Genomic DNA, 25,846 nt, shown 5'->3' with positions numbered 1-25,846 from the left:
CATGACGATCGACGCCCCTGCAGACGCCGTCCCGCCGCTTGCGCCGGTCGCCTCCCCCATCGCCAGCCTGCTGACGGCGCCGATCCTGCCGACATTGCTGCGGCTCGCGATCCCAAACATGATCGCGATGGTCGGCAGCACGCTGGTTGCGATCGCCGAGACTTCCTATATCGGCCGGCTCGGCACCATCCCGCTCGCCGCGATCGCGCTGGTCTTTCCGTTCGCGATGCTGACGCAGATGATGAGCGCGGGCGCGATGGGCGGCGGCGTCTCCTCCGCGATCAGCCGCGCGCTCGGGGCGGGGAATCGCGACCGCGCCGCGACGCTGGCGCTGCATGCCGCCATCATCGGCCTCTGCGGCGGCCTGTTCTTCACGGTGATGATGCTCGTGTTCGGCCGCTCGTTCTTCGCGCTGCTCGGCGGCCGCGAGCGCGTGCTCGAGGAGGCCAGCGGCTATTCGCAGGTGCTGTTCTCCGGCGCGGTCGCGATCTGGCTCGTCAACACGCTGGCTTCGGTGATCCGCGGCACCGGCGACATGCGGCTGCCTTCGACGACGTTGATCGGGGCGAGCCTGCTCCAGGTCGCACTCGGCGGCACGCTGGGACTCGGCCTGTTCGGCGTGAAACAATTCGGCATGCCCGGCGTCGCGAGCGGCCAGCTGATCGCGTTCAGCTGCGCCGCGGTTTTCCTGCTCTGGTATCTCTTGTCCGGCCGCAGCCGGCTGCCGCTCGACTTCCACGCCTTCCATTTCGAGCGCGCGATGTTCCTGGACATCCTCAAAGTGGGCGCGGTGGCCTGCCTGTCGCCGCTCCAGACCGTGCTCACCATTCTGATCTTCACGAAAATCCTGGCGAGCTTCGGCACCGAGATGCTGGCCGGCTACGGCATCGGCTCGCGGCTGGAATTCTTGCTGATCCCGATCACCTTCGCCTTCGGTATCGCATCGGTGCCGATGGTCGGCATGGCGATCGGCGCGGGACATCTGAAGCGCGCGCGGCGCGTGGCCTGGACCGCGGCCGCCGCCTCCGGACTCACGGTCGGCCTGATCGGCCTTGGGATCGCGCTCGATCCGTCGCTGTGGGTCGCGCTGTTCACGCGGGATCCCGGCGTCACCGCCGCCGCCCACAGCTATTTCCACTGGGCAGGTCCGGCCTTCGTGTTCTTCGGCATGGGCGTGTCGTTGTACTTCTCCTCACAAGGCGCGGCGCGCGTCGGCGGGCCAGTGCTTGCCTCCACAGTGCGGCTCCTGATCGTCGCGATCGGCGGCGTCGGCCTCATGACGATGCAGGCGCCGGCCTGGACGTTGTTCGCTCTGGTCGGCGGCGCCATGGTCATGTTCGGGCTCTCGACCGCCGTCTCGGTCGCCTTCGTGCAGTGGGGCAAATGAGCGCAGGCGAATAAGCGCAGACAGTAAGCGCAGGAATGTGATTCCATCCAGCGTTGCACTATTTTGCCGGACTGCTATGGAGGCGCCGTCATTTTCCGGGGCTCTCTCCATGTTCAGCAGATTCGCGATTCCCTTCGTCGTCCTGGCTGCGCTGCTCGGCGCAACGAGCGCCCAGGCGCAGAGCGCCGACGGGACCTGGCTCACCCAGGCGGGTGATGCGCGCGTGAAGATCAGCAAATGCGGCGGCGGCATCTGCGGCCACATCGTCTGGCTGCGCGAACCCACGGATACCGCGACCGGCCAGCCCGCGACCGACAACAAGAATCCCAATCCCGCGCTCGCCAGGCGTCCGATGATCGGCCTGCCATTGTTCAGCGGCATGCAGCCGTCAGCTCCGAACAAATGGTCGGGCCAGATCTACAATGCCGACGACGGCAGCACCTATGCGAGCAGTATCAGCGTGACGGGCGCGGATTCGCTGCGCGTCGAAGGCTGCGTCGGCGCCCTCTGCGGCGGCGAGACCTGGACGCGCGCGGGACGCTGAGGTCAGTCTCGTGTACCGGGCGCAGCGCAGCACGTCGTGATGCGCTGCCGAGCCGGGCCCGGGGCCCATTGCGGCGCTCTGGGTTCCGGCTCTGCGCAGCGTCACTGCGTGCCGCAGCGCGTCCAGGACACGGGAGCCCTTACCCCACCATTGCCTTCAACGCCGTCGCAGCCGAGGCATAGCCGCCCCGCGCGCCGTCGATGAAATGGACGTGGTCACTGCGCAGCGCCGAGGGCGTGAAGCAGGTCATCATCGCAGCGTCCTGCTGATAGAGGCCGTAGCGCACGATGCCCTCGCGCGCGGCTGCAGCGAGACGATCGCTCAGCGCGCGCTCGAGCTCGCCGGTACAGTCGAGAATCATGCGCAAGCCGTCGTCATATTTCCTGAAGTCCGAGTTCTCGACCACCTGACGCTTGTAGACGTTTGGCACGAAGCCGCCGACCTTGATGTCGAAGCGCATGATCAGATAGGCGAACAACGTGTAGGCCAAGACGGCGGCCCGGCGGGCAAGCAGCGGGCCGCCGCGCCTGGTGCGGGCTTCATAGTCCAGCCCCTGCGGCGGCCATTTCAGCGGCGGTCCCTGCGCCGGCACCGGGCGGCCGCCATCCGGACTGCGCTCGACGAGATGGATGATATCCTCGATCACCTTGCGGAAAGCCAGCGGGTCAGCGCTACGCGCCGGCATCACCAGCACCGACAGGATCAATCCGCGTGACGCCGGCATCACCTCGAAGCGGCAGGACAGGCCGGAGAGATCGGGCTGCGTGCCGTCGGGCGCCTCGGTCACCGCGAACTCGCCGCGCTTCATCGCGGCGTCGGCCCAGGCGAGGCCGCCGCCGGAGAACATCGCATAGGACAGGTTCGCCGACGGACCGAAGCGTGCGACGCGTACGTCGAGGCCATGCGCTCGGATGGCACTGACCGGCACCAGGGCGACACGCATCTTCAGATCGAGATCCTCCCGCACCCAGGTCGCGGTTGCCGCCAGCGCGTCGCGGGTAAGCTCGAGATCGTGAGGCGCAACCGCAAAGCTGGCGCCGTCACCGCCGAACACGAAGGGGAATTCGCGCCCCTCCAACGCGTTCGTCACCGCCGCGATCACGGCGGCACCGGCCATGTTCACCGCCTTGTAGCGCTGCGCCGCGATGGCCTTGGTCGAATCGACGATGTCGGCAACGCCGATGCTCCAGTCGTCCGGCAGCGGCGCATACAGCACCGGATCCATCAGGCTGGTGAAGCCCCGGAAGACCGGAATGCCGCTATAGAAGGATTCGCCTGATGTCATCGGGTGATGCCGGATGGTTGGGATGGCGCCTGCGGAACAGATACGTGGCAGGATCGATCCGGGTTCGCCGGCCGGTCTCCGCGAGGTCCCGATCATTGGCCGAAATGGAGCCGGACAACAAGCTCGCACCGCGATGCAATGCCGCAGTTTGTCATTGATCGGCATCAATCAGCACACCGCAAAAGGCGTTTACTCTTGATTTATCGAAAATGAATGCCCGGGATCATCGAAGTGTCCGACTTCGGCAACAAGGATTCGACCTCACCCGTACGCTGGCGCACGGGTCTCGACGCAATCAGCGCGGTGAAGATGCCGGAACGGCTGACCGCCGCCGTCGATGCCTGGGCTGAAGCCCATCAGCTGACCCGCTCGGATGCAATCTGCAAACTCGTCGAATTGGGGCTGAAGATCTCGCCTGCCGAACCGATCTCGGCGCACGAGATCACATCGGATGCCATGCAGATCGAGGACATCGCCGTGCACGAGATCGACGCGCTGCTCGATCCCGCATTGCCGGCAGACGAACGCGAGCGCCGCATCCGCCGCCTCACCGAGGGACCGCCGGAGTTCTCACATGAACGAATTGACTTGCCGAAGCATCAGAGGTGAGTGGCTAGTGCAGCTTCTCGTCCTGACGCTTGCGCACCGCTGATGCGGGGACATCGTGACAGCCGACCAGCCGCACGAATTGCTGCGGATACATTTCGTGGCCGTGGTCACCGGAGTTCTGATGCGACATCGGCTGGCAATGGACATCGTCCGGCCTCGAGCAAGACTGCTCTGCTGACGCCCGGCCCAGATTCGAAGCGGTCATGGACTGCTCCCTGTCGATTAGGGCAGATCGATTGACGTAACCCAACCGATTGCGGGGCATCTTACGACCAAATCCGGTGAATTCAAATTGAGCCGGATCAACGCTATTGCGGCGGCAGAGTTCCGCTACGCCGTATTCCCTGCGTCGATCGTGAAGACGGTGCCGGTGACGTTGCGGCCGCCGTCGCCGAGCAGATATTCCACCATGCGCGCGACGTCCTCTGTCTCCGGCAGGCGGCGCAACGCGCTGCGGCCGGCGATGCGCTTACGTCCCTCGTCGGAGAGATTGTGCGTCAGCTCGGTGTCGATGAATCCCGGCGCGATCGCATTCACGGTGATGCCGAGCTTGCCGACCTCGCGCGCCAGCGAGCGGGTGAAGCCGGTGGCGGCCGCCTTGGTGGCGCCGTAGACGGAGAGTCCATTATAGCCGGTGGTCGCGATGATCGAGGAGATGTTGATGATGCGGCCGGCGCCATCGGCCATCATCTGCCGCGCGACGTATTTGGTGAGAATGATCGGCGACAGCACGTTGAGCTGCACCAGCGCCGCGATCTCGGAATTGTGCATGGTGGCGAGCAGGCCCTCGGTGCCGAGGCCGGCATTGTTGACGAGGCCGTAGATCGGGCCGAATTCGTCGCGGACAAGCTTTGCGAACGCCGGGATCGCATCGATCACGGCGAGATCGCAGGCGCGGAAATGCAGGCGTCCCTCAGACGCGGCGATCGCGGCCTTGAGCTCCTCGCTCTCGCGCCGTGCGGCCGCAATCACGTTGAAGCCGGCGCCGGCGAGGCGCCTTGCGATCGCAAGGCCAATGCCGCGGCTGCCGCCGGTGACGAGAACATTATGCATCGGTGCGCGCCAGTTTGCCGGCCGGAGTGACGTCGAGCGCCTCGACGAAGCGGATCACCGCCGGCACCTTGTGCGAAGCGAGCTGGGCGCGGCACTGATCCAGGATCTGGTCACGGATCTCCTTCGTGCGCGCGGGATCGGTACCGTCGGCGAGGATCACGTCGGCGACGACGATGCCGCCAGTGATCGGGCTGCGGCGGGATTTGGCCCGCGACATCCGCACGTCGGGATGGCGGTTGATCACCGCCTCGATCTCCTCGGGGTGAACCTTCAGTCCGCCGATATTGATGATGCCGCCGCGGCGGCCGACGAAATAATAGCGATCGCCACGCAGCTCGACGATGTCGCCGCTATCGACAAAGCCGTCCGCATCGGTGAGCGCAGCAGCGTTGCGGCCAATGTAAGCGTGCGCGGTGCGCGTCGAGCGGATGCGCAGCGAGCCGTCGACCACCTTCATCTCGACACCATTGCGGTTACCGAGATAGTCGGCCGGAAAACCCTCAAGCCCGTCATTGACAGCGAAGCCTACGCCGGCCTCGGTCGAGGCATAGGCATGACCGACGGAGGCATTGGGGAATGCCGCTTTCAAGCCGTCCAGCACCGCCTGATCGGCGATCTCGCCGGAGAGACGTACATAACCCGGCGCGAACTGTGCCGCCGAGCCGCTCATCAGGAGCTTGCGCCAGTGCGAGGGCGTGCCGGAGATATGCGAGACGCCGCGCGCATTCAGCCGCGCGACGTGATCGGCCAACGCCTCATGCGGGTCCGACAGCACCATCGAGCCGCCGGAGAGGATGGCGCGGAGGAAGATTTGCAGCCCGCCATACCGGCGGATGTCGTAGAACGTCGCCCACACCGGCGCAGGTCCGCGCGCGGGGCCTTCGGCGACGATTGCGCCGGTGAGTGCTTCCAGCGTGTGCCCGGCGATCTTGGGCACGCCCGACGTACCTGAGGTCAGCATCAGCCATTCCGTGGCACGTTCGGTCTTCGCCGACGCGGCCGCTTCGAGCGGCAAGTCTGCGGTGACAATGAGCGCGACGCCGGTGTTGGCCCAGCGATCCGGCTCGTCAGTAACGACGGCATCGATCCCGGCATCCGCGATCAACGCATCGAGATGCGCCGGGTTGAGATCGGGCGGGCACAGCAGCATGCGACGCGCGATGCCGTCGAGCTCGATCATGGCAAGGCCCGACCGGAGCTGGTCGGACAGCCTGAGCAGCACACAGCGGTCGGACAATTCGCGCAGGCGGCCGCCGAGGACCGTCTGCGACAGGATGTCCGTCAGCGACACGCTCGTCTCTGCATCCGACAGCGTGCGGCCTTTCAGCTCCACGCCGAGATGGTCTCGAAGCGCGAAGATCTCACGCGGGGACATTTTCGTAGGCCCGCACGAAATCGCCCACGGTGGCGGGGAACGCTGCGTCCTCGGAAATGGTGAAGGGGTCGACGCCGGTCTCGTCCTCGAGGCGCGCGACCAGGATCGCGAAGGCGAGCGAGTCGAAGCCCGTCTCGTGCAGGGACAGATCGTCCGAGAGTGCAGGAAGCGTGACGTGCTGTTCCTTGGCGATCTGCTGGATCGCTTCAATGACCTTAGACCTTACCGACATGGCTGGCTCGCTTGTTGTTATCGATCGTTCGCGTTGCGGCGGCTCTTGCTGACCGCCTCCCCATGGCCGCCTGTTTACCCGACAGAAGTAAATGGCTTCTTGGACAATTCAGATAAAATTGGACCTATCTGCGGATTTTCGCAGCGTTACAGCCTGATCGTGCCGTCGTTAATTTGGGCATAGGCCTCGGTATCCATCACGACATAGGCGCCGGATTTCGGGTCAAGCATGAACAGCGGATCCGCTATCGCGTTCGGATCGAAGCCTTCGCGCGCTAGGTCGCCCTTCTTCTGCTTGAAGGTCTCGGTCGCATCGATCTCGCAAGAGATGCGGATGAAGACGGGACGGGCATAGGCCGGCAGCCGCTGTGCCAGATGCGCAAGCAGTGCGGCGATATCAAAGCCTTCATTGACGACGAGCGCGCTCATGCCGGCGCGGCCGTCGGTGCCGGGGATGCTGACGCCGTAGGTGATGGCATCGATCACGCCGGTGAAATCCCGCACGGCATCGCTCACTTCCGACGTCGCGACGTTCTCGCCCTTCCAGCGGAAGGTGTCGCCGATGCGGTCGACGAAATGGAAGAAGCCCTTGTCGTCGACCCGCATCAGGTCGCCGGTGCGAAACCAGGCATCGTCCCTGGCAAAGACGTCGCGCAGGATCTTCTTCTCGGTCTCGCCCGCGTCGGTATAGCCCTCGAAACGGCCGCCGCCCTGGTCCGCGGTGCCGATGCGGCCGATCGCTTCCCCGGCCTCGCCACGGACGCAGGCGATGCAAAAGCCTTCTTCGTTGCGCAGCGGCGCGCCGCTGTCGGGATCGAGCTTGACGAGGCTTGCGGGAAAGCGATGCGCGAGCAGCGGTGGGATGCGGCCGATCGCGCCCGGCTGGCCCTCGACGTTGAACAGCGAGAAATTACCCTCGGTTGCAGCATAGAACTCGAGGATGCCCGGAATCGAAAAGCGCGCCTGAAAGTCTTCCCAGATGTCGCCACGCAGGCCGTTGCCGCAGACGAGCCGCAGACGATGCCGGTTCTCATATTCCGACGGCGGTGCCTTGAGCAGATAACGGCAGAGTTCGCCGATATACTGGAACAGCGTGCAATCATGCCGGACGATGTCGGACCAGAAATGCGAGGCCGAAAACTTCTCCGCAATCACCACCGAGCCGCCGGCAGCCAGCATGCTGCAGGGCGCGACGATGCCGCCGACCGAATGGAACAGCGGCAGGCAATCGTAGAGCCGGTCCTGCGGCGTCGCGCCGGTGAGGCCGGCGAACCAAAAGCCCCAATTGAGGATGCGGCGGTGGCTGATGCTGGCGGCCTTCGGCAAGCCCGTGGTGCCCGAGGTATAGATCAGCAGCGCGCGGTCATCGATGGTGACGTTGCCATGTTCGTCCGGCGAGAGCGCTCCATCGTCGAGCGCGGCCAGCGCCACGTCGATCGCACGTTCGCCGCGGGCATCGCCATGGGCCCAGACCTTTGCGTCCGTCTTCAGATACGGCGCTGCGCTGTCCCACATCTCCATCAGCTCATGCGCAACGATGACATGCGACGGCTTTGCGACGTCGACGCAATGTGCGAGCGATTGCCCAATGAGCTTGGTGTTGATCAGCGCAGCCACGCCGCCGATACGGCTGATGCCGAGCCAGGCCGCGACATAGTCGATGCCATTCGTCATGATCAGAGCAACGGCGTCGCCCTTGGCAACGCCAGCCGACCGAGCCCAGCGCGCATAGCGGTTGATCCTCTTCGACAGACCTTCGTAATCGAGAGTGGCATCGTCGGTCACGAGCGCTGCGCGATCGGGCTGGCGCTGCGCCCAATCGTCGACGACGTCCGCAAACAGACGTCCCGGCAGCGTCTCGATCCGCGCGGTGAGCTCGATCGCCTTCAGCCAGATTTTGGAAGCCGAGGGGGCGCGCGCGGCTTTCGGTTGCTCGAGGACACCGGTGGTCATGCCGTTCATTCTTTCGGGACGTGTCTGCCGATCCGGCAGCTTAGACCTGCGAGCCTGCCCAGATGTTAAGAGACAGGCTAAAACCCGGTTAGTGCGGGATTAACGCTAGCGATCCTTTACCAAGCGGGCGAGTTCGGCGGCATGCTGCCGGCGGAGACGATCACTGGCGCAAGGTGGAGTTGTCGGGGATCAGGAAGGGGTAGCGGCAAGCCTCAGGCGAGACCGAGCGGCAATCCGCCCGGCGCTAACCATTTCGCCTGTAACGCGGGCGCGAGGCCGGGACGTTGACGGGATAGTACGGATTGAGGTCGCAGGTCGCGGCGCGGCCCGACGCCGTGGCGCGGCACTGCGGTGCCGAGAGGAAGGAGCAGTCGTACCAGTCCCCGCCACCGCCGTTCGAGCCGGAATAGACGTGCATGCAGATGGGATAGCGGGGATCGAAGGTCTGCGCATGCGAAGGCGCGGCCAGCAGCAAGGCACCCAAAGTCACGATCAGGCCGAATGAGTGGCGCATGAAAACTGTCCTCGGAAGTCGCATCGCGGAAGCGCTAGTATACCTTCTTGTGGCGCCGGCGTGGCGGCGGCGGTTGATCGAAAGCGTAGTAGGGATTGACGTCGCAGCTGGCCGAGCGGCCCGAAGCCGTGGCGCGGCATTGCGGCAGCGAAGTGAAGGAGCAGTCGTAATAATCGCCGCCGCCACCGGCGAAGCCGCCGGGCGTATAGACATGCATGCACACCGGGTAGCGCGGATCGTAGGTCTGGGCGCTGGCATCTGCCGCCACCAAAAGCGTGGCAATGGCGGTAAGGGTCAGGATCGGCAGGCGCATCGGGCAGTCCTCGAATCGTGGCAACGGCACGCGTTATTCCATTTCGATATGGCACAACAGCGCGGAAGAAGCGATTGTTCCTGTTCATACCTCTCCCGCTTGTGACACGCACCGAAACGGATGAGGCACGGCGCTGCAACCACGCAAAAGCGGAAAAGAACTCCGCTTCCGGCCTGCATAGGACGCATATCTCACGGCAGCATTCCTTCGACAAAGGTCGCAAGCATCCGGAGCAGGAATCCGTTCGCAGGCTGCAGCGATCGGACTAGTCTTTCGATTACAACGCTGGCCCCGGACCAACGACGATCCAGGGCAATCAACAAACATACGGGCTGAAGGAAACGCACATTCGCGCTCGGGCTCTCGAGCGCGGCTCCGCTATGCGCGGGGGAAGATGCGCCGGCCGGTCTGCAGGCTCAGGGCATGCAAGAGAGCTTTTCGTCTCCCTTCATCCGCTATCCGATCGGCACCTCGCTGCTGATGGCGGGCATCCTGTTCGTAGGCCTCGTGGCCTATCCTCTGCTGCCGGTTGCACCGCTGCCCCAGGTCGACTTTCCGACCATCCAGGTTTCCGCGTCACTTCCGGGCGGCAGTCCCGAAACCATGGCCGCCTCGGTGGCACAGCCGCTCGAACGCCAGCTCGCGCAGATCCCCGGCATCACGCAGATGACCTCGACGAGTTCGCTGGGCTCGGCGTCGATCACCATCCAGTTCGATCTCAACCGCCTGATCGACGCCGCCGCCAATGACGTGCAGGCCGCGATCAACGCGGCGAGCGGACAATTGCCGAAGAATCTGCCTTCGCCGCCGACCTATCGCAAGGTCAACCCGGCAGACTCGCCGATCATGATCCTGTCGGCGACCTCCGACACGCTGCCGCTGACCACGGTCAGCGACCGCACCGACGCCCAGCTCGCCCAGCAGATCAGCCAGATCCCCGGCGTGGCGCAGGTGTTCGTCGGTGGGCAGCAAAAACCCTCGGTGCGCATCCAGATCGATCCGGCCAAGCTCGTCGCCAAGGGATTGTCGCTGGAGGACGTTCGCAGCCAGATCGCGACTGCCACCGCGGACAGCCCGAAGGGCAACATCGACGGCACGCGCCGTTCCTATACCATCTACGCCAACGACCAGCTGCTCGAGGCCTCGCACTGGAAGGACGTGATCGTCGCCTACCGCAACGGCGCGCCTTTACGGATCCGCGACATCGGCGAGGCCGTGTCCGGGCCGGAGGACATGAAGACCGCGGCCTGGGCCGACGGCAAGCGCGGCGTGTTCCTGGTCATCTTCAAGCAACCCGGCGCCAACGTCATCGAGACCGTCGACCGCATCAAGGAGAAACTGCCGCGGCTGATCGCGGCGATCCCGCCCGCGATCAAGATCAAGATCATCAGCGACCGCACCATCACCATTCGCGCTGCGGTCGACGACGTGCAGATCACGCTCATGATCACCATCGCGCTCGTGGTGATGGTGATCTTCATTTTCCTGCGCAGCTTCTGGGCCACGATCATCCCGAGCATCACGGTTCCGCTGGCTCTGCTCGGCGCCTGCTCGCTGATGTGGGTATTCGGCTATTCGCTGGACAATCTCTCGCTGATGGCGCTGACCATTGCGGTCGGCTTCGTGGTCGACGATGCGATCGTGATGCTGGAGAACATCACGCGCTATGTCGAGCGGGGCGAGAGCCCACTCGCCGCGGCGTACAAGGGCGCCGCCGAGATCGGCTTCACCATCGTTTCCATCAGCGTCTCGCTGGTCGCCGTGCTGATCCCGCTGCTGCTGATGGGCGGCATCATCGGCCGGCTGTTCCGCGAATTCGCGGTGACGCTATCGATGGCGATCTTCGTCTCGCTCGTGGTGTCGCTGACCCTGACGCCGATGATGGCCTCGCGCTTCCTGCGCGCCGACCATGAGGCGCGGCGCGGCCGCTTCTACCAGTGGAGCGAGCGGATGTTCGAGCGCCTGCTCGGCGCCTACGAGCGCGGGCTGGACCTCGCGCTGCGGCACAGCTTCGTCACGCTTCTCATCTTCTTCGGCACCGTCGCGCTCTCGGCACTGCTGTTCATCGTGATCCCGAAGGGCTTCTTCCCGCAGCAGGATAACGGCTTCCTCACCGCGGTGTCCGAGATGCCCCAGGACATCTCCTTCACCGAGATGAAGCGCCGGCAGGAGGAGCTCAATGCCATCGTGCAGGCCGACCCTGCCGTCGACTCCATTGCGATGTTCATCGGCGGCGGCGGCACGGCGCTGAATTCGGGGCGCATGTATATCACGCTGAAGCCGATCGGTGAGCGCGATGCCAGCGCACAGCAAATTATCGCGAGGTTGCGGCCAAAACTCGCCGAGGTCGAGGGCGCACGCCTCTATATGCAGGCCTCGCAGGACGTGCGGCTCGGAGGGCGCGCCACCCGCACCCAGTTCGAGTTCACGCTCCAGGACGCCAATCTCGCCGAGCTGAACGAATGGGCGCCAAAGATCCTGGCCGGCATGAGAGGCCTGCCGCAACTGCGCGACGTCGCCACCGACCAGCAGACGGAGGGCACGACGCTGCAGCTTAGGATCAATCGCGACACCGCCGCACGCTACGGCATCCAGCCGCAATTGATCGACGACACGCTCTACGACGCCTTCGGCCAGCGCCAGGTCGCGCAGTATTTCACCCAGACCAACAGCTATCACGTCGTGCTCGAGATCACACCGGCGCTGCAGGGGCAGCTCGAGACGCTCGAGAAGCTCTACATCAAATCGCCGCTCACCGGCGAGCAGGTGCCGCTCTCGGTGATCTGCAACTGGACCAACGTGCCGGTGCGGCCGCTCGCGATCGCGCATCAGGGCCAGTTTCCGGCGGTCACGATCAGCTTCAACCTTGCCGAAGGCGTGGCCCTGGGACAGGCGACCGATGCCGTGCTGCGCGCGGTCAGCACGATGGGCGCGCCGCCGACGCTATCGACGAGCTTCCAGGGCACCGCGCAGGCGTTCCAGCAATCGCTCGGCACCGTGCCGATGCTGATCCTCGCCGCGCTCGTCGTCGTGTATCTCGTGCTGGGCGTGCTCTACGAAAGCTACATCCACCCGCTGACCATCCTGTCCACGCTGCCGTCGGCCGGCGTCGGCGCGATCGCGATCCTGATGATGTTCGGCTTCGACTTCAGCCTCATCGCCCTGATCGGGGTCATTCTGCTGATCGGCATCGTCAAGAAGAACGGCATCATGATGGTGGACTTTGCCATCGTCGCCGAGCGCGAGCAGCATTTGACGCCGGAGCAGTCGATCCGCCAGGCAGCGCTGCTGCGCTTCCGCCCGATCATGATGACGACGATGGCGGCCCTGCTCGGCGGCGTGCCGCTGATGCTCGGCCACGGCACCGGCGCCGAGATCCGCCAGCCGCTCGGCTATGCCATGGTCGGCGGCCTTCTGGTGAGCCAGGCCCTGACGCTGTTCACGACCCCCATCGTCTATCTCTACCTCGACCGATTCTCCAACCTGCTTTCGCGCTGGATGGAGGGGAAGCCGGAGGCGGAGGCAGCTAGTGACAAGCACAAGGATGCGGCGGAGTGAGCCGAACCACGACCTCCGTCATTGCGAGCGCAGCGAAGCAATCCAGGACTGCCTCCGCGTGGACAGTCTGGATTGCTTCGTCGCCAGCGCAAAATTGCTTCGCAATTTTGTCGCAGGCTCCTCGCAATGACGACGTCGCCTATCAGCCCAGTCCCTGCAACACCAGCCGGTTCAGCCTCGCCGCAAAGGCCGCCGGATCTTCCGGCAATTCGCCGTCCAGGATCTGCGCCTGTTCGAGCAGCAGCAGGCTGAGATCGTCGACGTCGCTGGAGCCGGCCTGCGCCTTGGTGATCGCGCTCACCAGCGGATGGCGCAGATTGATCTCGAGGATCGGCTTGGTCTTCATGCCCCGGTTCTGCTGCGCCAGGATGCGCTCCAGCTCGCGGCTCGGCCCCTGGCTGTCGGCAACCAGGCAGGAGGCCGAGCTGGTGAGGCGCGTCGAGACCTTGACGTCGCTGACGCGCTCGCCGAGCGCGGCCTTGATCACCGCGATGGTGGCGGCTTCATCCGCCTCCGGCTCATCCTTCTTCGCCTCGTCCTTGTCGTCGACGCGCGGGATCAGGTCGAGGTTGAGATCGCCCTGGCTTAGCGATTTCAGCGGCTTGCCGTCGAATTCCGAGGGCATCGAGGTCCAGAAAGCGTCGACGGGATCGGACAGCAGCAGCACCTCGATGCCGCGCGCGGTCGCCGCCTCGAGCCGCGGATTGGACTTCAGCCGCTCGATGCTGTCGCCGACGAGATAATAGATCTCGGTCTGGTTCGGCTTGAAATCGGCGATAACCTGCCTCAGCGACCGCTTTTCACCCGAGGTCGTGGTGAAGCGCGACAGCGCCAGCAGCTTTTCGCGACGCTCGAAATCCTCGTAGATGCCTTCCTTCAGCACCGCGCCGAAGGCGTCCCAGATCTTGGCAAAATTCTCCGCGTCCTTCTCGGCGAGGCTTTCGAGCTCGGACACGACGCGGGTCGCCACGGCTTTACGGATCTGCGCGAGCTGCGGATTGTTCTGGAGCATCTCGCGGGAGATGTTGAGCGGGAGATCCTCGCTGTCGACGACGCCACGGATGAAGCGGAGGTAGCCCGGCAGCAGATCGGCATCATCGGTGATGAAGACCCGGCGGACATAGAGCTTGACCCGGCCCTTACGGTTCGGCTCGAACAGGTCGAACGGTTTCGTCGAGGGTGCGAACAGCAGCACGGCGTAGGAATAGCGGCCCTCGGCGCGGTAGTGCAGCGTCATCGCGGGATCGTCGAAGGCGGAGGCGATCTGCTGATAGGCCTTCTTGTAGTCGTCTGCCGTCAGCTCGGATTTCGAGCGTTGCCACAACGCGCTTGCCGAATTGATCTGGCGCGGCTCGCCCTCGCCAGGCACGAGCTCGATGGGAAACAGGATGTTGTCGGAATAGGCACCGACGATGCGCTCGATCTCATAGGTCTCGAGATATTTCTTGGCGTCGTCCTTCAGGTGCAGGACGATCTCGGTGCCGCGGGCCACGCGCGCCGTGTCCTCGTCGCTGGCGCGGGCGATCTCGAATCCGGAGCCGCCGGAGGACGTCCAGGTCCAGACGTCACTCTCACCGGCGCGGCGGCTGACCACGTCGATCTTCTCGGCGACCATGAAGGCGGAATAGAAGCCGACGCCGAACTGGCCGATCAGCCCGAGGCCGTCCTTGGCTTCCTTCAGCTTGGACACGAACGCCTTGGTGCCGGAGCGGGCGATGGTGCCGAGATGATCGATCAGCTCCTGCCGCTCCATGCCGATGCCGTTGTCGGCGATCGTAAGCGTTCCGGCCGACTTGTTCGGGATGATGCGGATCCTGAGCGCGTCGCCCTCGCCGAGCAGGTCCGGACTGGCGATCGCCTCGTAGCGCAGCTTGTCGCAGGCATCGGAGGCATTGGAGATGAGCTCGCGGAGGAAGATGTCGGTTTCCGAATAAACGGAGTGCACCATGAGGTGCAGCAGTTCGGAAACTTCGGCCTGGAAAGGCTGCGTGTGCACAGCCGTATCTGACGTCGTCATGCGCTTACCCGGTCAAATCAAAGGGGAGGAACCCGGATATAGCGCGATGAAACGGCGGATCAAGAGGATGTGAAGGCTCTGCCGCAAGTCGCGACAGAGCAGCCTTGGTCGGACCAATGGCGCGGATCAGGTCACACAGCGGCCGGGCTGGAGCAGCTTGGCGATCTCGGTCAGGGAGCTGACCATCGGCTCACAGGCGATCGTCGGCTTGCTGCGGCCCTGCTTCTGGTTCTTCTGGTTCTGGAGCAGCACCGGCGGCTTGGCATTGCCGGTTTCGATCACCGCGGGGACCCGCAACAGCACCGACGTGTCTGCAAGATCGTTGAGTCGCATCGACACGGTGCGGGTGGCGACCGGTGCCGGCTTGATCTCGCCGAGCCGGTCGGCCTTGCCGGCACGATTGACGTTGTGGCTCGGGGCGAAGTTTGAGCTTTGGCTGGAGATGTCGGCGACGGCCTGCCAGCGATCGGCCAAATCATGGCCGGAGGCCAGTTGCACGGCACCCAGCGTGGCGGCAATCGCGACGGCGCCCAAAAATACCTTTTGAATCTGTGACATGGCTATGGATCCCTCGCCCCATGGCGATCGCGGGAACAACGCGGGCGGAGGATCGGGGGTTCTTGGCCGTTACGATCACTTAACCGTGTGCGAAAAATGCCGGAGGCCCGCAAAATATTTCGCAAGGCCTGGAACGACTTTTGCGGACGGGAGTCGTCTCAGCAGCCGGCTATTCCCCCCTGCCCCATAAGCCGGCGACGTAGGGCGCGACTGTGGTGATGCCAGTCGCGCCTTACTTTTATCTGGGGCTCACTTCGTCTTCGTCTTCGCCGTCCCCGCCAGCCAGTCCCGCCCCTCGCCATAGAGCTTCTCGACCTCGGGTCCGATGAGGCCCGGCATGTCGCGCTTGACCTTGTAGCCGATCAGCTCCTGCATGTAGGCGAGATGGCGATAGCCCTCGGGGAGCGCGGCGAGTGCTTTCTGGTCGAGCTGAAGCGGCGCGGCGGGATCGACCGGGTCGATCCGGTCCTTCTCGTAGATCGGCTGGCGGCGAACGATGCCCCACCGGCCCTGCCGCTTCTCCAGGAAATCGTAGAAGCGGCCGGTACAGACGACGTCGCAGAGCACGTCGTGCACCAAAGCCCGCTGCGAGATCGTCATCTTGGTCTGTGCGATGGCCCGCTCACCGCTGAGGTCGATGCTGGTGCCGCCGAGGAAATGCAGGATGCGCACCCCCTTGGCGAAGCCCTCCTGGCTGACGCGCATGAAATCCCGCGCCGGCCCCTGAAACCAGGTGGCGGACATCCAGCCTTCTTCATGCCAGACCGTCGCAAAGCGCTCCCAGTCCCCGGCGTCGCGCCACACCGCCCAGTTCTCGACGAGGTCGCGGATGGCGAGGCGATCGAGGAGTTGTGGGTCCAACATGCGAAATCTCCTGGCGGATTGGAGCGGCGATAGATGTCATCGGCTCGAAATATCAACGAGGCAATTTAGCCGCCGTCAAGCAGCTCCGGGCTTCCCAGCCCCTCGAATTACCCACACCTGCGCGAACGCGATACGAGCAGCGAGCCTTGCAATCAACCAGACCGCGACTAGTATCCGCATCGATGCAGATGAAATTCCCCTTGCTGGCCGCCCTCCTCGGATTGCTGGGGGCCTTCTCCGCGCATGCGCAGGCTGAACCGCAGAGCGATAGCGTCAATGCCTGGAAGACGAGGCTGACGGCGCACATTGCCAGCAACAGGTTTTTTCCGGCTGAAGCATGGGGACAAACCGGAAAAGCCAAAGTCGCAATCATCATCGATCGGTCCGGCAGGTTGATCTCACGGACGCTGGCTGAGAGCGCCGGCTCGCGGCCACTCGACGAAGCTGCGCTGGCGATCATCGCCCGCGCTCAACCCTTTCCGGCGCCGCCTTCGGAGCTGACAGAAAGCTCGTTCTCGTTCACGGTGCCGATCGTCTTCGAGGGTCGTCAATTCCAGGTACCGCCGTTCGGGGTCGTGCTGAGCAGGCCGGGTCCGGCCGCCACGGAGTCCGATCCCATGGCTGCGTGGCGCAAGACGGTCACCGAACATGTCTGGCGCCATAGGGCGTTTCCGCCGGGGGCGATGGGTCAGAAAGGCGATGCCGGCGTCACATTCGTAGTCGATCGTTCGGGCAAATTGATCTCAAACGCTTTGGTGGAAAGCACAGGTTTTGCGCCGCTGGATGCCGCGGCGCTCGCCATGGTCGAGCGATCCATTCCATTCCCGAAACCGCCCGCGGAGGCGAAGGACGACCTGCAGAGAGTAACTGTCCTCATGACTTTTGATGGGACGCAGCCAAGCCTAGCGCCGTCGCCGGAACGAGAAAAATTGCTCCAATCCTGGATTGAGGACCAGGCCAAGCTGAATGCGAAATCCCCTGGGCCAGACGATAGCAAGCTAAATTCCATGCTTCGCAGCATCTGCCGCGGCTGCTGAGCAAAACAACTCTCCGCCACATACGAAAACGGCGCGCCTTGCGGCGCGCCGTCTTCTTTTTGAGGTCAACCTCCTTACGCCGCCGGCGCCTTCCTTACGCCGCCGGCGCCTTCGGCGTGCGGTTGCGCGAGTTGCGCTGGAAGAACAGCGCCTGACTTGCGACCGCCGACACCATCGCGGGCTGGAACGGCTTTGAGATCAGGAACGCCGGCTCGGGGCGCTCGCCGGTGAGGAAGCGCTCGGGATACGCGGTGATGAACACCACCGGGACCTCGAAGGTGCGGAGCAGCTCGTTGACGGCGTCCAGGCCCGACGAGCCGTCGGCGAGCTGGATGTCGGCGAGGATCAGGCCAGGCCGCCTGTTCTTGGCCAGCGCCACCGCATCGGCATGGGTGCGCGCGACGCCGACGACGTTGTGGCCGAGATTCTTCACCAGGCTCTCGAGGTCCATGGCAATGAAAGTCTCGTCCTCGATGATCAGCACGTCGGTGGCGATCTCGGCCGCCATCTCGCGTCCGGCAGCGTCCGCGAGCCGCCGCGTCTCGCCCACGTCGGTGCCGAGGATGAAGGCGACTTCCTCTTCCGAAAAGCCCTCGAGCGAGAGCAGCAGGAAGGCCTGCCGCGGCAGAGGCGTGATGTTCGACAACCGCCGCTCCGGCGGCATCGGCAAGGTCGTCACCTCGGCATCGTCGTTGACGGAGACGGAATTCCAGATCTGGGTGAACAGCCGGAACAGGCCGGCGCGCGGCCCATGGCTCTCGTCGAGCACCGATGGATCGCCAAGCATGGCCTCCAACATGGCTGCGACATAGGCGTCACCGGAGGCCTGGCTGCCCGTCAGGGCGCGTGCGTACCGGCGCAACAACGGCAAGTGTTCAGCAACAAGCTGTGAACGGGACATCCCCACTCCATTCATCGTCGGGCCAGACTTGAGGTTACCCTGAGGTCAGCGTTACGCGGGGGGCCCGGGTTCCCCTGCTGCGCTGATTACGCCTCAGCCTGAGAAAAGTTCCGTATTGGGCGGAACTTTTTCTCGCAACTCGCATTGAGCCTATCCAGGGAACGGCTCCCGGTTGAGAAAAATTCTCGATTTTACAGTCACTTAACTCGGGGAAACGTGGAACAGGTCATGAAAGATCTCAAGTCTCAAGCCAGCAAAAGCACGACCCCCGGCAAGGGAGGGCTCACTCCGGAGATCCAATCCCGGATCGGCCATCAGCTGCGCGCCATGTACGACGACGTGGTGCGGCAAGGGGTTCCGGATCGGTTCGCTGAACTGATCAAGAAGCTTGATGCACCGGGAGCGGCCCACCAAGTGGAAAATGAGGGTGGATCCAACGACAACAACAATGGGAGGGATTAATGCCTCTCACGGACTCCCTGCGTAACGACATCCTGGCGGCGGTGCCGAGCTTACGCGCATTCGCCATCTCGCTCAGCGGCAATGCGGACCGCGCCGACGATTTGGTGCAGGAGACGCTGCTCCGCGCGCTGGCCAACATCGACTCGTTCCAGCCCGGCTCCAACCTGCCGGCGTGGCTATTCACGATCCTGCGCAACCTGTTCCGCTCCGACTACCGCAAGCGGCGGCGGGAGGTCGAGGACGCCGAAGGCAACTACGCCAAGACGCTGAAGACGCAACCGTCGCAAAACGCGCATCTCGAATTCGAGGAGTTTCGTACGGCGCTCGACAAGCTTCCACAGGACCAGCGTGAAGCGCTGATCCTGGTCGGCGCCTCCGGCTTCTCCTACGAGGACGCGGCCTCGATCTGCGGCTGCGCGGTCGGCACGATCAAGAGCCGCGTCAACCGCGCCCGCTCGAAACTCGCCGCGCTGCTCTATGTCGAGGGCGCCGAGGACTTTGGGCCCGACGAGACCGTACGGGCCGTGATCGGCGGCAGCGGCGGCTGACGGCAGGCATCATCAGGATCGAGACGGCATGAAGGCGGCCGCTTCCGCGGCCGCCTTCGCGTGCGTGCGAAAACGTGAGGGCGCCAAGCTTGCAGCGCCGATCACTCGTCCACGAAGGTCACGGTGTCCGCGACATTGGCCCGCGAGGTGCGGTAGCTGTTGACCTTGTGCGCGTGGTCGGCATAGCCGAACGAGATGCCGCAGACGACGCGGCGATCGTCGGGCAGGTTGAAGTGACGACGGATCAAGCCGGAATGGCGCGCGAGCGCCGCCTGCGGAATGGTGCCGAGCCCGAGCGCCTGTGCGGTCAGCATGAAATTGGAGACATAGGCGCCGCAATCGATCGCACCATAGATGCCGAGCGGCTCGTTGGTGTGAATGATCGCGACATGCGGCGCGCCGAAGAAATTGTAGTTCTCCAGCGCCTGCTTGGCATAGGCCGCCTTGTCGCCGCGGACGATGCCGAGCGTGTTGTAGAGCTGAAAGCCGCTCTCGCGCCGGCGTTCGAGATAGACCCCGACATATTCTCGCGGCGGGATGAAATCGTAGTCGTCGCCGAGACCGCCCGAGGCTTCCTTGTAGATCGCCTGGCGAAAGCGCTCCTTGGCCGCGCCGCTGGCGATGATGACCTGCCAGGGCTGGCTGTTGCACCAGGACGCCGTGCGCTGCGCGGTGGTCAGCACATGCTCGATGATGGCACGGTCAACTTCCTTCGGGAGAAAGGCGCGGACGGAGTAGCGCTCGTTGAGGAGCTCTTCGAGCACGCCGATGCGGTCTTGTGTCTGGCTCACTTTTGCATCCATGTTTGGCTCGCGCTCTTCGTAGAGTGGGCAAAGGCGCATAGCGCCGGCCCACCGACAGACTTATCCCGGAGCATCTGCATATGGTGGGCACGCTTCGCTTTGCCCACCCTACAAGATACAGCGAGAGGTGAGATCAACGTCCCTTGGTCGGGATTTTGTTGTACGGCACGTCCTTGTCGACGCGGATGTCGCCCGGCAGACCCAGCACCCGCTCTGCTATGATATTGCGCAAAATCTCGTCAGTGCCGCCGGCGATGCGCATCGAAGGCGAGGACAGTAGCATCTGCTGGAATTGGCCCTGCACCGTCTCCTCGTCGCTGCCTGTGAGAACGCCGGCTGCGCCCTGCAGGTCCATGGCATAAGTGGCGATGTCCTGGAGCATCATGCCCGAGACCAGCTTGCCGATCGAATTCTCCGGGCCCGGCCGCTCGCCCTTCGACAGCGCCGAGATCGCGCGGTAGCTGGTGTATTTCAGCCCGCTCGACTTCACCGCCCAGCTCGCAAGCTTTGAGCGCACGGCCGGATCATCGATCGCAAGCCCATCCTCCAGCATCAGATTCGAGCAGAACTCGAACATTTCTGGCACGCCGGTTGCGAGCCGCGCGCCGATCGACATGCGCTCGTTCATCAGCGTGGTCAGCGACACGCTCCAGCCCTCGCCGACGGCGCCGAGGCGCTGGCTGTCGGGGATCACGACGTCGGTGAAATAGACCTCGTTGAACTCCTGCATGCCGTTGGCCTGCTTGATCGGACGCACCTCGACGCCCGGGCTCTTCATGTCCAGGAAGAACATGGTGAGGCCCTTGTGCTTGGGCACGTTTGGATCTGTGCGCGCGATCAGAAGCCCGTAGTCTGAATAATGCGCGCCCGAGGTCCAGATCTTCTGGCCGTTGACGATCCAGTTGTCGCCTTTCTTCTCCGCGCGGGTGCGCAGACCCGCGACGTCGGAGCCGGCCGACGGTTCGGAGAACAGCTGGCACCAGATCTCCTCGCCCGAGGCGAGCTTCGGCAGATACCGGCGCTTGGCATCCTCGCTGCCGAAAGCCATCACGGTCGGGCCGCACATGCCCTCGCCGATCTGGAACGGCTGCGTCAGCTTGCCGTAGACGCTCTCCTCCTGCTGCCAGATCACGCGCTCGATCGGCGTCGCGCCGCGGCCGCCATATTCCTTCGGCCAGTGCAGGCAGGCCCAGCCCGCTTCGAACTTCTTCTTCTGCCAGGCCTTGCCGACATCGACGATGTCCTGCTTGGCAAGCCGGATGCGGCCGAGCGAGGATTTTGACAGCTCGGCATGCAGCTCCTTCGGCGCGTTAGCCTCGACCCATTTGCGCGCGGTCTCGCGGAATGCGGCTTCTTGCGGGGTGTCGTCGAAATTCATGGCGGACCTCTAACCTCTTCCCTTCGTCGGGATCTTGTTGAACGGCACGTCCTTGTCGACACGGATATCGCCGGGCAGGCCCAGCACCCGCTCGGCGATGATGTTGCGCATGATCTCGTCGGTGCCGCCTTCGACGCGCGTACCCGGTGCGCGCAGCAGCATCGCCTGGAAGCGGCCAGCCATTTCGGCGTCTTCGGGGCCGCTGACGACGCCAGCCGCGCCTTGCAGATCCAGCGCGTAGGTCGCGACGTCCTGGATCATGGAGCCCGCCACCAGCTTGCCGATGGAATTTTCCGGCCCCGGCCGCTCGCCCTTCGACAGCGCCGAGATCGCGCGCATGCTGGTGTAGCGCAGGCCGCTCGCCTTCACCGCCCAGTTCGCGAGCTTCGCGCGCACCGCGCGATCCTCGATCGCAGGTCCATCGTCGAGCATCAGGCTGGAGCAATACTCGAACAGCTCCGGAAAACCGGTCGAGACGCCGGCGCCGATCGACATGCGCTCGTTCATCAGCGTGGTCAGCGAGACGTTCCAGCCGTCACCGACCTCGCCGAGGCGCTGATGGTCGGGGATACGGACATTGGTGAAATAGACCTCGTTGAAATCGGAGGCGCCGCTCGCCTGCTTGATCGGCCTGACCTCGACGCCCGGGCTCTTCATGTCCAGGAAGAACATGGTGAGGCCCTTGTGCTTGGGCACGGTCGGATCTGTGCGGGTCAAGAGGATGCCGTAGTCCGAATAATGCGCGCCCGAGGTCCAGATCTTCTGGCCGTTGATGACCCAGTCGTCACCGTCCTTCCCGGCCCGCGTGCGCAGGCCCGCGACGTCCGAGCCACCGGCCGGCTCCGAAAAAAGCTGGCACCACACCTTCTCGCCGGAGGCAAGCGGCGGCAGATAGGCCCGCTTATGCTCCTCGCGCGCGAATGCCATCATGGTCGGCCCGCACATGCCGTGGCCGATGATGAACATGTGGGAGAGCTTTCCGAACGGGCCCTCCTCCTGCTGCCAGATCACCCGCTCGATCGGCGAGGCGCCGCGGCCGCCATATTCCTTCGGCCAGTGCAGGCAGGCCCAGCCGGCATCGGCCTTCTTCTTCTGCCAGGCCTTTGCGACCTCGAGAATGTTCGCGTTCTTGAGCTGCGTGCGGCCGAGCGAGGATTTGCGCAGCTCGTCCTCGTATTGCTTGGGTGCGTTGGCACCGATCCAGGCGCGGGCGGTTGCGCGGAATTCGGCTTCCTGCGGGGTGTCGTCGAAGTTCATAACGTTGCCCCTCGCTTACGCCGCGTTCTTCTTCCGCATGCGGTCGATCAACTGGTCTTCCCAATAGGTGAGGCTGCCGAGCCCGAGCGCCATGGCGTTGGCGCGGCGGTAGTACATGTGGCAGTCGAACTCCCAGGTAAAACCCATGCCGCCGTGAACCTGGATGTTGTTCTTGGCACAGTGCTGGAAGGCCTGCGTCGCGCTGATGCGCGCGGCGGCCGCCGCCTCCGGCAATTCAGCTGCGTTGGTCGAGAGCGCCCAGGCACCGTAATAGCTGTTGGAGCGTGCCAGCGTCGCCGAGACATACATGTCGGCGAGCATGTGCTTGATGGCCTGGAACGAACCGATCTGACGGCCGAAGGCGATGCGGTCGAGCGCATAGTCGCGGCCCATCTCCAGGGCGCGGTCGGCGCCGCCGACCTGCTCGAAGGCGCAGAGCACCGCGGCGCGGTCGAGCACCTGGCTGAGGATGCTCCAGCCGTCGCCGGCAGCACCCAGCGGCTCGGCCTTGCAGTCTTTGAAGGTGATCTCGGCCTGCCCGCGGGTCGGATCGAGATTGGTGAGACTTTTCACCTCAACACCCGCGCCTTTGAGATTGACCAGGAACAGCGAGATATCATTCTCACGCCCACTCGATCCCGTGCGCGCGGCAACCACCGCGAAGTCGGCGATGGCGCCATCGGCCACCGGCTTCTTGACGCCGTTGAGCATGCCATTCGCAGCCGTCACCTTGACATTCTTCGGTGACGGATTGCCCTTGCCCTCGAACAGCGCCAGCGTGCCGATCGCTTCGCCCGAAGCAATCGCGGGCAGCCACTTCTTCTTTTGCCCGTCGCTGCCGGCGATCAGCAGCGCTTCGGCGGCAAGATACACGGTCGAGGAGAACGGCACCGGCGCATTGGCCCGGCCCATCTCCTCCGCGATCACGCAGAGCTCGAGATGACCGGCACCCGCACCGCCGAATTCTTCCGGGATCGCAACGCCGAGAAATCCCATTTCGGCAAGGCCTTTCCACAGCTCCTTGTCATAGGGCGCCTTGCCGTCGAGCACGATGCGCACCGCCTTGGGCGAGCACTTCTCGTTGAGGAATTTGCGCGCCTGATCGCGAAGCTGCTTCTGGTCGTCCGAAAAGTCGAAGTTCATGGCGGGCTACCTTTTTATTCGTTGTCATTCATTGATGCCGTCATTCCGGGGCGCGACGAAGTCGCGAGCCCGGAATCCATTCCACCGCGTCAATGCGGCCCGATGGATTCGCTGATGCGCAATTGCGCATCAAAGTTCGCGCTGCGCGCCCCGGAATGACGAGGTGGGAGAGTTGTGCACTCATCGCAGCACGATCACATCCTGATCCGGCTTGTCCGCATACAGCCGCTCCACCAGCGCTGCGCGGCGCTCCAAGCCGGCGCGCTGGTTGATGTAGCCCTTGTCGGTGAGCTCGTTGCCGTCGATCGAAGGCGGCTCGACCATCAACATGGCGCGCGCGATGATGCGGCTGCTGGCGCCTTCGCACTCCCGGTTGTGCGTCTCCAGCCCGCGCCTGAAGCAGGCGATGACCTCAGGGTGCTTCATCGCATCCGCAAAGCTCAGGTCAGGATTGCCGACGAGCTGGCGGCAGGCATGCAGGTTTGGCCAAGCAAGCAGGCCGATGAAGGCGCGATCCTGTCCCGCGACCAGCGCGTCATGCACGACGGGCGTCGTCGCCGCGATCGCATCGGTACGGAGCGAGCCGACATGCACGAACGTGCCCGTCGTGAGCTTGAAGTCTTCCACCACGCGCCCGGCAAAGATGATGCCCTGCACCGGATCGGCATCGTCGACGAAAATGCCGGCATCGCCGATGCAGTAGAAGCCTTCCTCGTCGAACATCTTCTTCGTCAGCTCCGGCTGGCCGAAATAGCCAGGCGTGACATTGACGCCGCGCAGGCGCAGCTCGTATTTCGAGCCGCACGGCACCATCTTCAATTCGACTCCGGGGAACGGCAGGCCGATCAGGCCGACTCGCTCGGTGTCCCAATAGGTGCCGGTCGAGGTCGGCGCGGTCTCGGTCGAGCCCCAGCCGGTGTAGAACACGATGCGCTCACCGGTCGTCTTCACCGCCAGCGCCTGCATGCGATCGTAGAGATCGTCCGGCAGCCGCGCGCCGCCATAGGCCATGATCGAGAGATTCTTGAAGAAGGAGCGACACAGCGCGTCGTCCTTCTCCATCGCCGCCGCCAGCGCGGCATAGCCGGCCGGCACGTTGGCGTAATAGGTCGGCGAGATCTCGTGCAAATTGCGCAACGTCTCCTCGAACTGGCCCGGCATCGGCCGGCCGTCATCGATATGGAGCGTACCGCCTTCGACCAGCACGGGGTGGAATGCCGCATTGCCGCCCATGGTGTGATTCCAGGGCATCCAGTCGAGCACGGTCGGCAGCGGGCCGCCCGGCGTACGTGGCCGCACCTGCATCATCATCGCCGCATTGGCGCACATCATCTCCTGGGTGTTTATGACGGCTTTGGGCATGCCGGTCGAGCCGGAGGTGAACAGCAGCTTGCCGATGGTCTGCGGCGTGATCTTCGCGATCGACGCCTCGACATCCCTCGTGACCGGCGTCGCCGCAAGCTCGGCAAAGCTGACGCTCTTGATGCCCTCGCAGGAGCGTGCGACGTGAACGACAGTGACGCCGGTGAGATCGATCGCCCTGAGCGCCTTCTCGAAGGTCGGGCCGTCCTGCACCATCACGACGGCCGGCTTGATCAGGTCGAACAGGTATTTCAGCTTGACGTGATCATGGCTCATCAGCGAGTAGGCCGGCGACACGGGAGCCGCCGGGACGCGCGCCTGCATCGCCGCCTGTGTCATCAGGGCATGCTCGATCGAATTGCCCGAGAGGATCGTGACGGGCCGTCCCTCGAGCTCGAGGTTCAGCAGCGCTTGCGTCAGCGCATCCACGGTGCGCTTGGCCTCGCCATAGGACACCTTGCGCCATTCGCGGTTGGGCCCGCCGCGCTGCGCGAGCCAGATGCGCTCCGGCGCTTCTTTCGCCCATTTCGCCAGCGATGCCGGGATGTGCTTCTCATAGAGCTGCAGCGGAATGCGCGACTTCAGCACTAGCGTGCCGTCGCCGCGGCGCTCGACGTCGATGTCGCGCGCGAGCCACTCGACCTTGCGAAAGGCGGGCTTCGTCATCACTGCCGCCGCGCTTCCACTCATTTTG

Annotated in this window: 24 protein-coding genes; 7 read left to right on the top strand and 17 right to left on the bottom strand. The window is 64.3% G+C overall.

What is annotated here, in order from left to right:
• Position 1 precedes the first annotated feature (1 nt).
• Positions 2–1,387 carry an MATE family efflux transporter gene (locus AAE027_RS28850; RefSeq protein WP_370986474.1) on the top strand — a complete coding sequence of 462 codons (1,386 nt, stop codon included), beginning with the start codon at positions 2–4 and terminating at the stop codon, positions 1,385–1,387.
• A 109-nt stretch (positions 1,388–1,496) separates the two neighbouring features.
• Positions 1,497–1,931: a DUF2147 domain-containing protein gene (locus AAE027_RS28845; RefSeq protein ID WP_370986475.1), complete on the top strand. Its 435-nt coding sequence runs from the start codon at positions 1,497–1,499 to the stop codon at positions 1,929–1,931.
• A 139-nt stretch (positions 1,932–2,070) separates the two neighbouring features.
• Here the strand turns inward: AAE027_RS28845 and AAE027_RS28840 are convergent, their stop codons facing one another.
• Positions 2,071–3,216 carry a DUF3095 domain-containing protein gene (locus tag AAE027_RS28840; protein WP_370986476.1) on the bottom strand — a complete coding sequence of 382 codons (1,146 nt, stop codon included), beginning with the start codon at positions 3,214–3,216 and terminating at the stop codon, positions 2,071–2,073.
• Positions 3,217–3,438: 222 nt separating this feature from the next.
• Between AAE027_RS28840 and AAE027_RS28835 the strand changes: the two genes are divergently transcribed.
• Positions 3,439–3,825, top strand: a complete 387-nt coding sequence (locus tag AAE027_RS28835) for a hypothetical protein (RefSeq protein WP_370986521.1) — start codon at positions 3,439–3,441, stop codon at positions 3,823–3,825.
• 4 nt (positions 3,826–3,829) lie between these two features.
• On the opposite strand, the gene AAE027_RS28830 is transcribed toward AAE027_RS28835, so the two are convergent.
• The 7 genes from AAE027_RS28830 to AAE027_RS28800 all read right to left on the bottom strand — a co-directional run bounded on the left by AAE027_RS28830 (position 3,830) and on the right by AAE027_RS28800 (position 9,264).
• A complete protein-coding gene (locus tag AAE027_RS28830) occupies positions 3,830–4,030 on the bottom strand; it encodes a hypothetical protein (RefSeq protein ID WP_091892161.1) in 201 nt (66 codons plus the stop codon).
• Positions 4,031–4,155: 125 nt separating this feature from the next.
• The gene (locus AAE027_RS28825) at positions 4,156–4,878 is read right to left on the bottom strand and encodes an SDR family NAD(P)-dependent oxidoreductase (RefSeq protein ID WP_370986477.1); all 723 of its coding nucleotides are present in this window, start codon (positions 4,876–4,878) and stop codon (positions 4,156–4,158) included.
• The gene (locus AAE027_RS28820; protein WP_370986478.1) at positions 4,871–6,253 is read right to left on the bottom strand and encodes a class I adenylate-forming enzyme family protein; all 1,383 of its coding nucleotides are present in this window, start codon (positions 6,251–6,253) and stop codon (positions 4,871–4,873) included. Before AAE027_RS28820 ends, AAE027_RS28825 begins: the two co-directional genes overlap by 8 nt.
• Positions 6,240–6,485 (bottom strand): acyl carrier protein, encoded by a 246-nt coding sequence (locus AAE027_RS28815; protein WP_015688794.1) that lies wholly within the window; start codon positions 6,483–6,485, stop codon positions 6,240–6,242. The genes AAE027_RS28820 and AAE027_RS28815 overlap by 14 nt, the downstream gene beginning before the upstream one ends.
• A 146-nt stretch (positions 6,486–6,631) precedes the next feature.
• Positions 6,632–8,446 (bottom strand): long-chain-acyl-CoA synthetase, encoded by a 1,815-nt coding sequence (locus AAE027_RS28810; RefSeq protein ID WP_370986479.1) that lies wholly within the window; start codon positions 8,444–8,446, stop codon positions 6,632–6,634.
• A gap of 235 nt (positions 8,447–8,681) precedes the next feature.
• Positions 8,682–8,951: a DUF3551 domain-containing protein gene (locus tag AAE027_RS28805; protein ID WP_370986480.1), complete on the bottom strand. Its 270-nt coding sequence runs from the start codon at positions 8,949–8,951 to the stop codon at positions 8,682–8,684.
• Positions 8,952–8,985: 34 nt separating this feature from the next.
• Positions 8,986–9,264 carry a DUF3551 domain-containing protein gene (locus AAE027_RS28800; RefSeq protein ID WP_370986522.1) on the bottom strand — a complete coding sequence of 93 codons (279 nt, stop codon included), beginning with the start codon at positions 9,262–9,264 and terminating at the stop codon, positions 8,986–8,988.
• 423 nt (positions 9,265–9,687) lie between these two features.
• On the opposite strand from AAE027_RS28800, the gene AAE027_RS28795 reads away from it, so the two are divergent.
• The gene (locus AAE027_RS28795) at positions 9,688–12,822 is read left to right on the top strand and encodes a multidrug efflux RND transporter permease subunit (RefSeq protein WP_370986481.1); all 3,135 of its coding nucleotides are present in this window, start codon (positions 9,688–9,690) and stop codon (positions 12,820–12,822) included.
• A 142-nt stretch (positions 12,823–12,964) separates the two neighbouring features.
• Here the strand turns inward: AAE027_RS28795 and htpG are convergent, their stop codons facing one another.
• From htpG to AAE027_RS28780, 3 genes are all read right to left on the bottom strand, one after another.
• Positions 12,965–14,839 (bottom strand): molecular chaperone HtpG, encoded by a 1,875-nt coding sequence (gene htpG, locus AAE027_RS28790; RefSeq protein ID WP_370986482.1) that lies wholly within the window; start codon positions 14,837–14,839, stop codon positions 12,965–12,967.
• Positions 14,840–14,965: 126 nt separating this feature from the next.
• Entirely contained in the window at positions 14,966–15,397 is a 432-nt protein-coding gene (locus AAE027_RS28785) for a hypothetical protein (RefSeq protein ID WP_128939958.1), read from the bottom strand.
• A 249-nt stretch (positions 15,398–15,646) separates the two neighbouring features.
• Complete coding sequence (locus AAE027_RS28780; RefSeq protein ID WP_370986523.1) at positions 15,647–16,258, bottom strand: nuclear transport factor 2 family protein; 612 nt, start codon at positions 16,256–16,258, stop codon at positions 15,647–15,649.
• A gap of 185 nt (positions 16,259–16,443) precedes the next feature.
• Here AAE027_RS28780 and AAE027_RS28775 point away from each other — a divergent pair, with 185 nt between their 5' ends.
• Positions 16,444–17,298: an energy transducer TonB family protein gene (locus AAE027_RS28775; RefSeq protein ID WP_370986483.1), complete on the top strand. Its 855-nt coding sequence runs from the start codon at positions 16,444–16,446 to the stop codon at positions 17,296–17,298.
• A 94-nt stretch (positions 17,299–17,392) separates the two neighbouring features.
• Here the strand turns inward: AAE027_RS28775 and AAE027_RS28770 are convergent, their stop codons facing one another.
• Positions 17,393–18,199, bottom strand: coding sequence for a response regulator (locus AAE027_RS28770; RefSeq protein WP_164934704.1), 807 nt, complete (start codon positions 18,197–18,199; stop codon positions 17,393–17,395).
• A gap of 228 nt (positions 18,200–18,427) precedes the next feature.
• Between AAE027_RS28770 and AAE027_RS28765 the strand changes: the two genes are divergently transcribed.
• Both AAE027_RS28765 and AAE027_RS28760 read left to right on the top strand, forming a co-directional pair.
• Entirely contained in the window at positions 18,428–18,661 is a 234-nt protein-coding gene (locus AAE027_RS28765; protein WP_164934705.1) for a NepR family anti-sigma factor, read from the top strand.
• The gene (locus tag AAE027_RS28760; RefSeq protein ID WP_008543571.1) at positions 18,661–19,209 is read left to right on the top strand and encodes a sigma-70 family RNA polymerase sigma factor; all 549 of its coding nucleotides are present in this window, start codon (positions 18,661–18,663) and stop codon (positions 19,207–19,209) included. The genes AAE027_RS28765 and AAE027_RS28760 overlap by 1 nt, the downstream gene beginning before the upstream one ends.
• Positions 19,210–19,310: 101 nt before the next feature.
• Here the strand turns inward: AAE027_RS28760 and AAE027_RS28755 are convergent, their stop codons facing one another.
• The 5 genes from AAE027_RS28755 to AAE027_RS28735 form a co-directional block, all read right to left on the bottom strand.
• Complete coding sequence (locus AAE027_RS28755; RefSeq protein ID WP_370986484.1) at positions 19,311–20,012, bottom strand: nitroreductase; 702 nt, start codon at positions 20,010–20,012, stop codon at positions 19,311–19,313.
• Between the two features lie 133 nt (positions 20,013–20,145).
• Positions 20,146–21,390 carry an acyl-CoA dehydrogenase gene (locus AAE027_RS28750; protein ID WP_370986485.1) on the bottom strand — a complete coding sequence of 415 codons (1,245 nt, stop codon included), beginning with the start codon at positions 21,388–21,390 and terminating at the stop codon, positions 20,146–20,148.
• A gap of 9 nt (positions 21,391–21,399) precedes the next feature.
• Complete coding sequence (locus AAE027_RS28745; protein ID WP_370986486.1) at positions 21,400–22,647, bottom strand: acyl-CoA dehydrogenase; 1,248 nt, start codon at positions 22,645–22,647, stop codon at positions 21,400–21,402.
• A 15-nt stretch (positions 22,648–22,662) separates the two neighbouring features.
• The gene (locus AAE027_RS28740; protein WP_370986487.1) at positions 22,663–23,790 is read right to left on the bottom strand and encodes an acyl-CoA dehydrogenase family protein; all 1,128 of its coding nucleotides are present in this window, start codon (positions 23,788–23,790) and stop codon (positions 22,663–22,665) included.
• Between the two features lie 180 nt (positions 23,791–23,970).
• Positions 23,971–25,842 (bottom strand): AMP-binding protein, encoded by a 1,872-nt coding sequence (locus AAE027_RS28735; protein ID WP_370986488.1) that lies wholly within the window; start codon positions 25,840–25,842, stop codon positions 23,971–23,973.
• Between the last annotated feature and the right edge of the window lie 4 nt (positions 25,843–25,846).

It is taken from the genome of Bradyrhizobium sp. DN3 (assembly GCF_041357655.1).
GTDB lineage: Bacteria > Pseudomonadota > Alphaproteobacteria > Rhizobiales > Xanthobacteraceae > Bradyrhizobium.
Note: the sequence above shows the minus strand (reverse complement) of the source record. Positions and strands in the feature narration are given on the sequence as shown.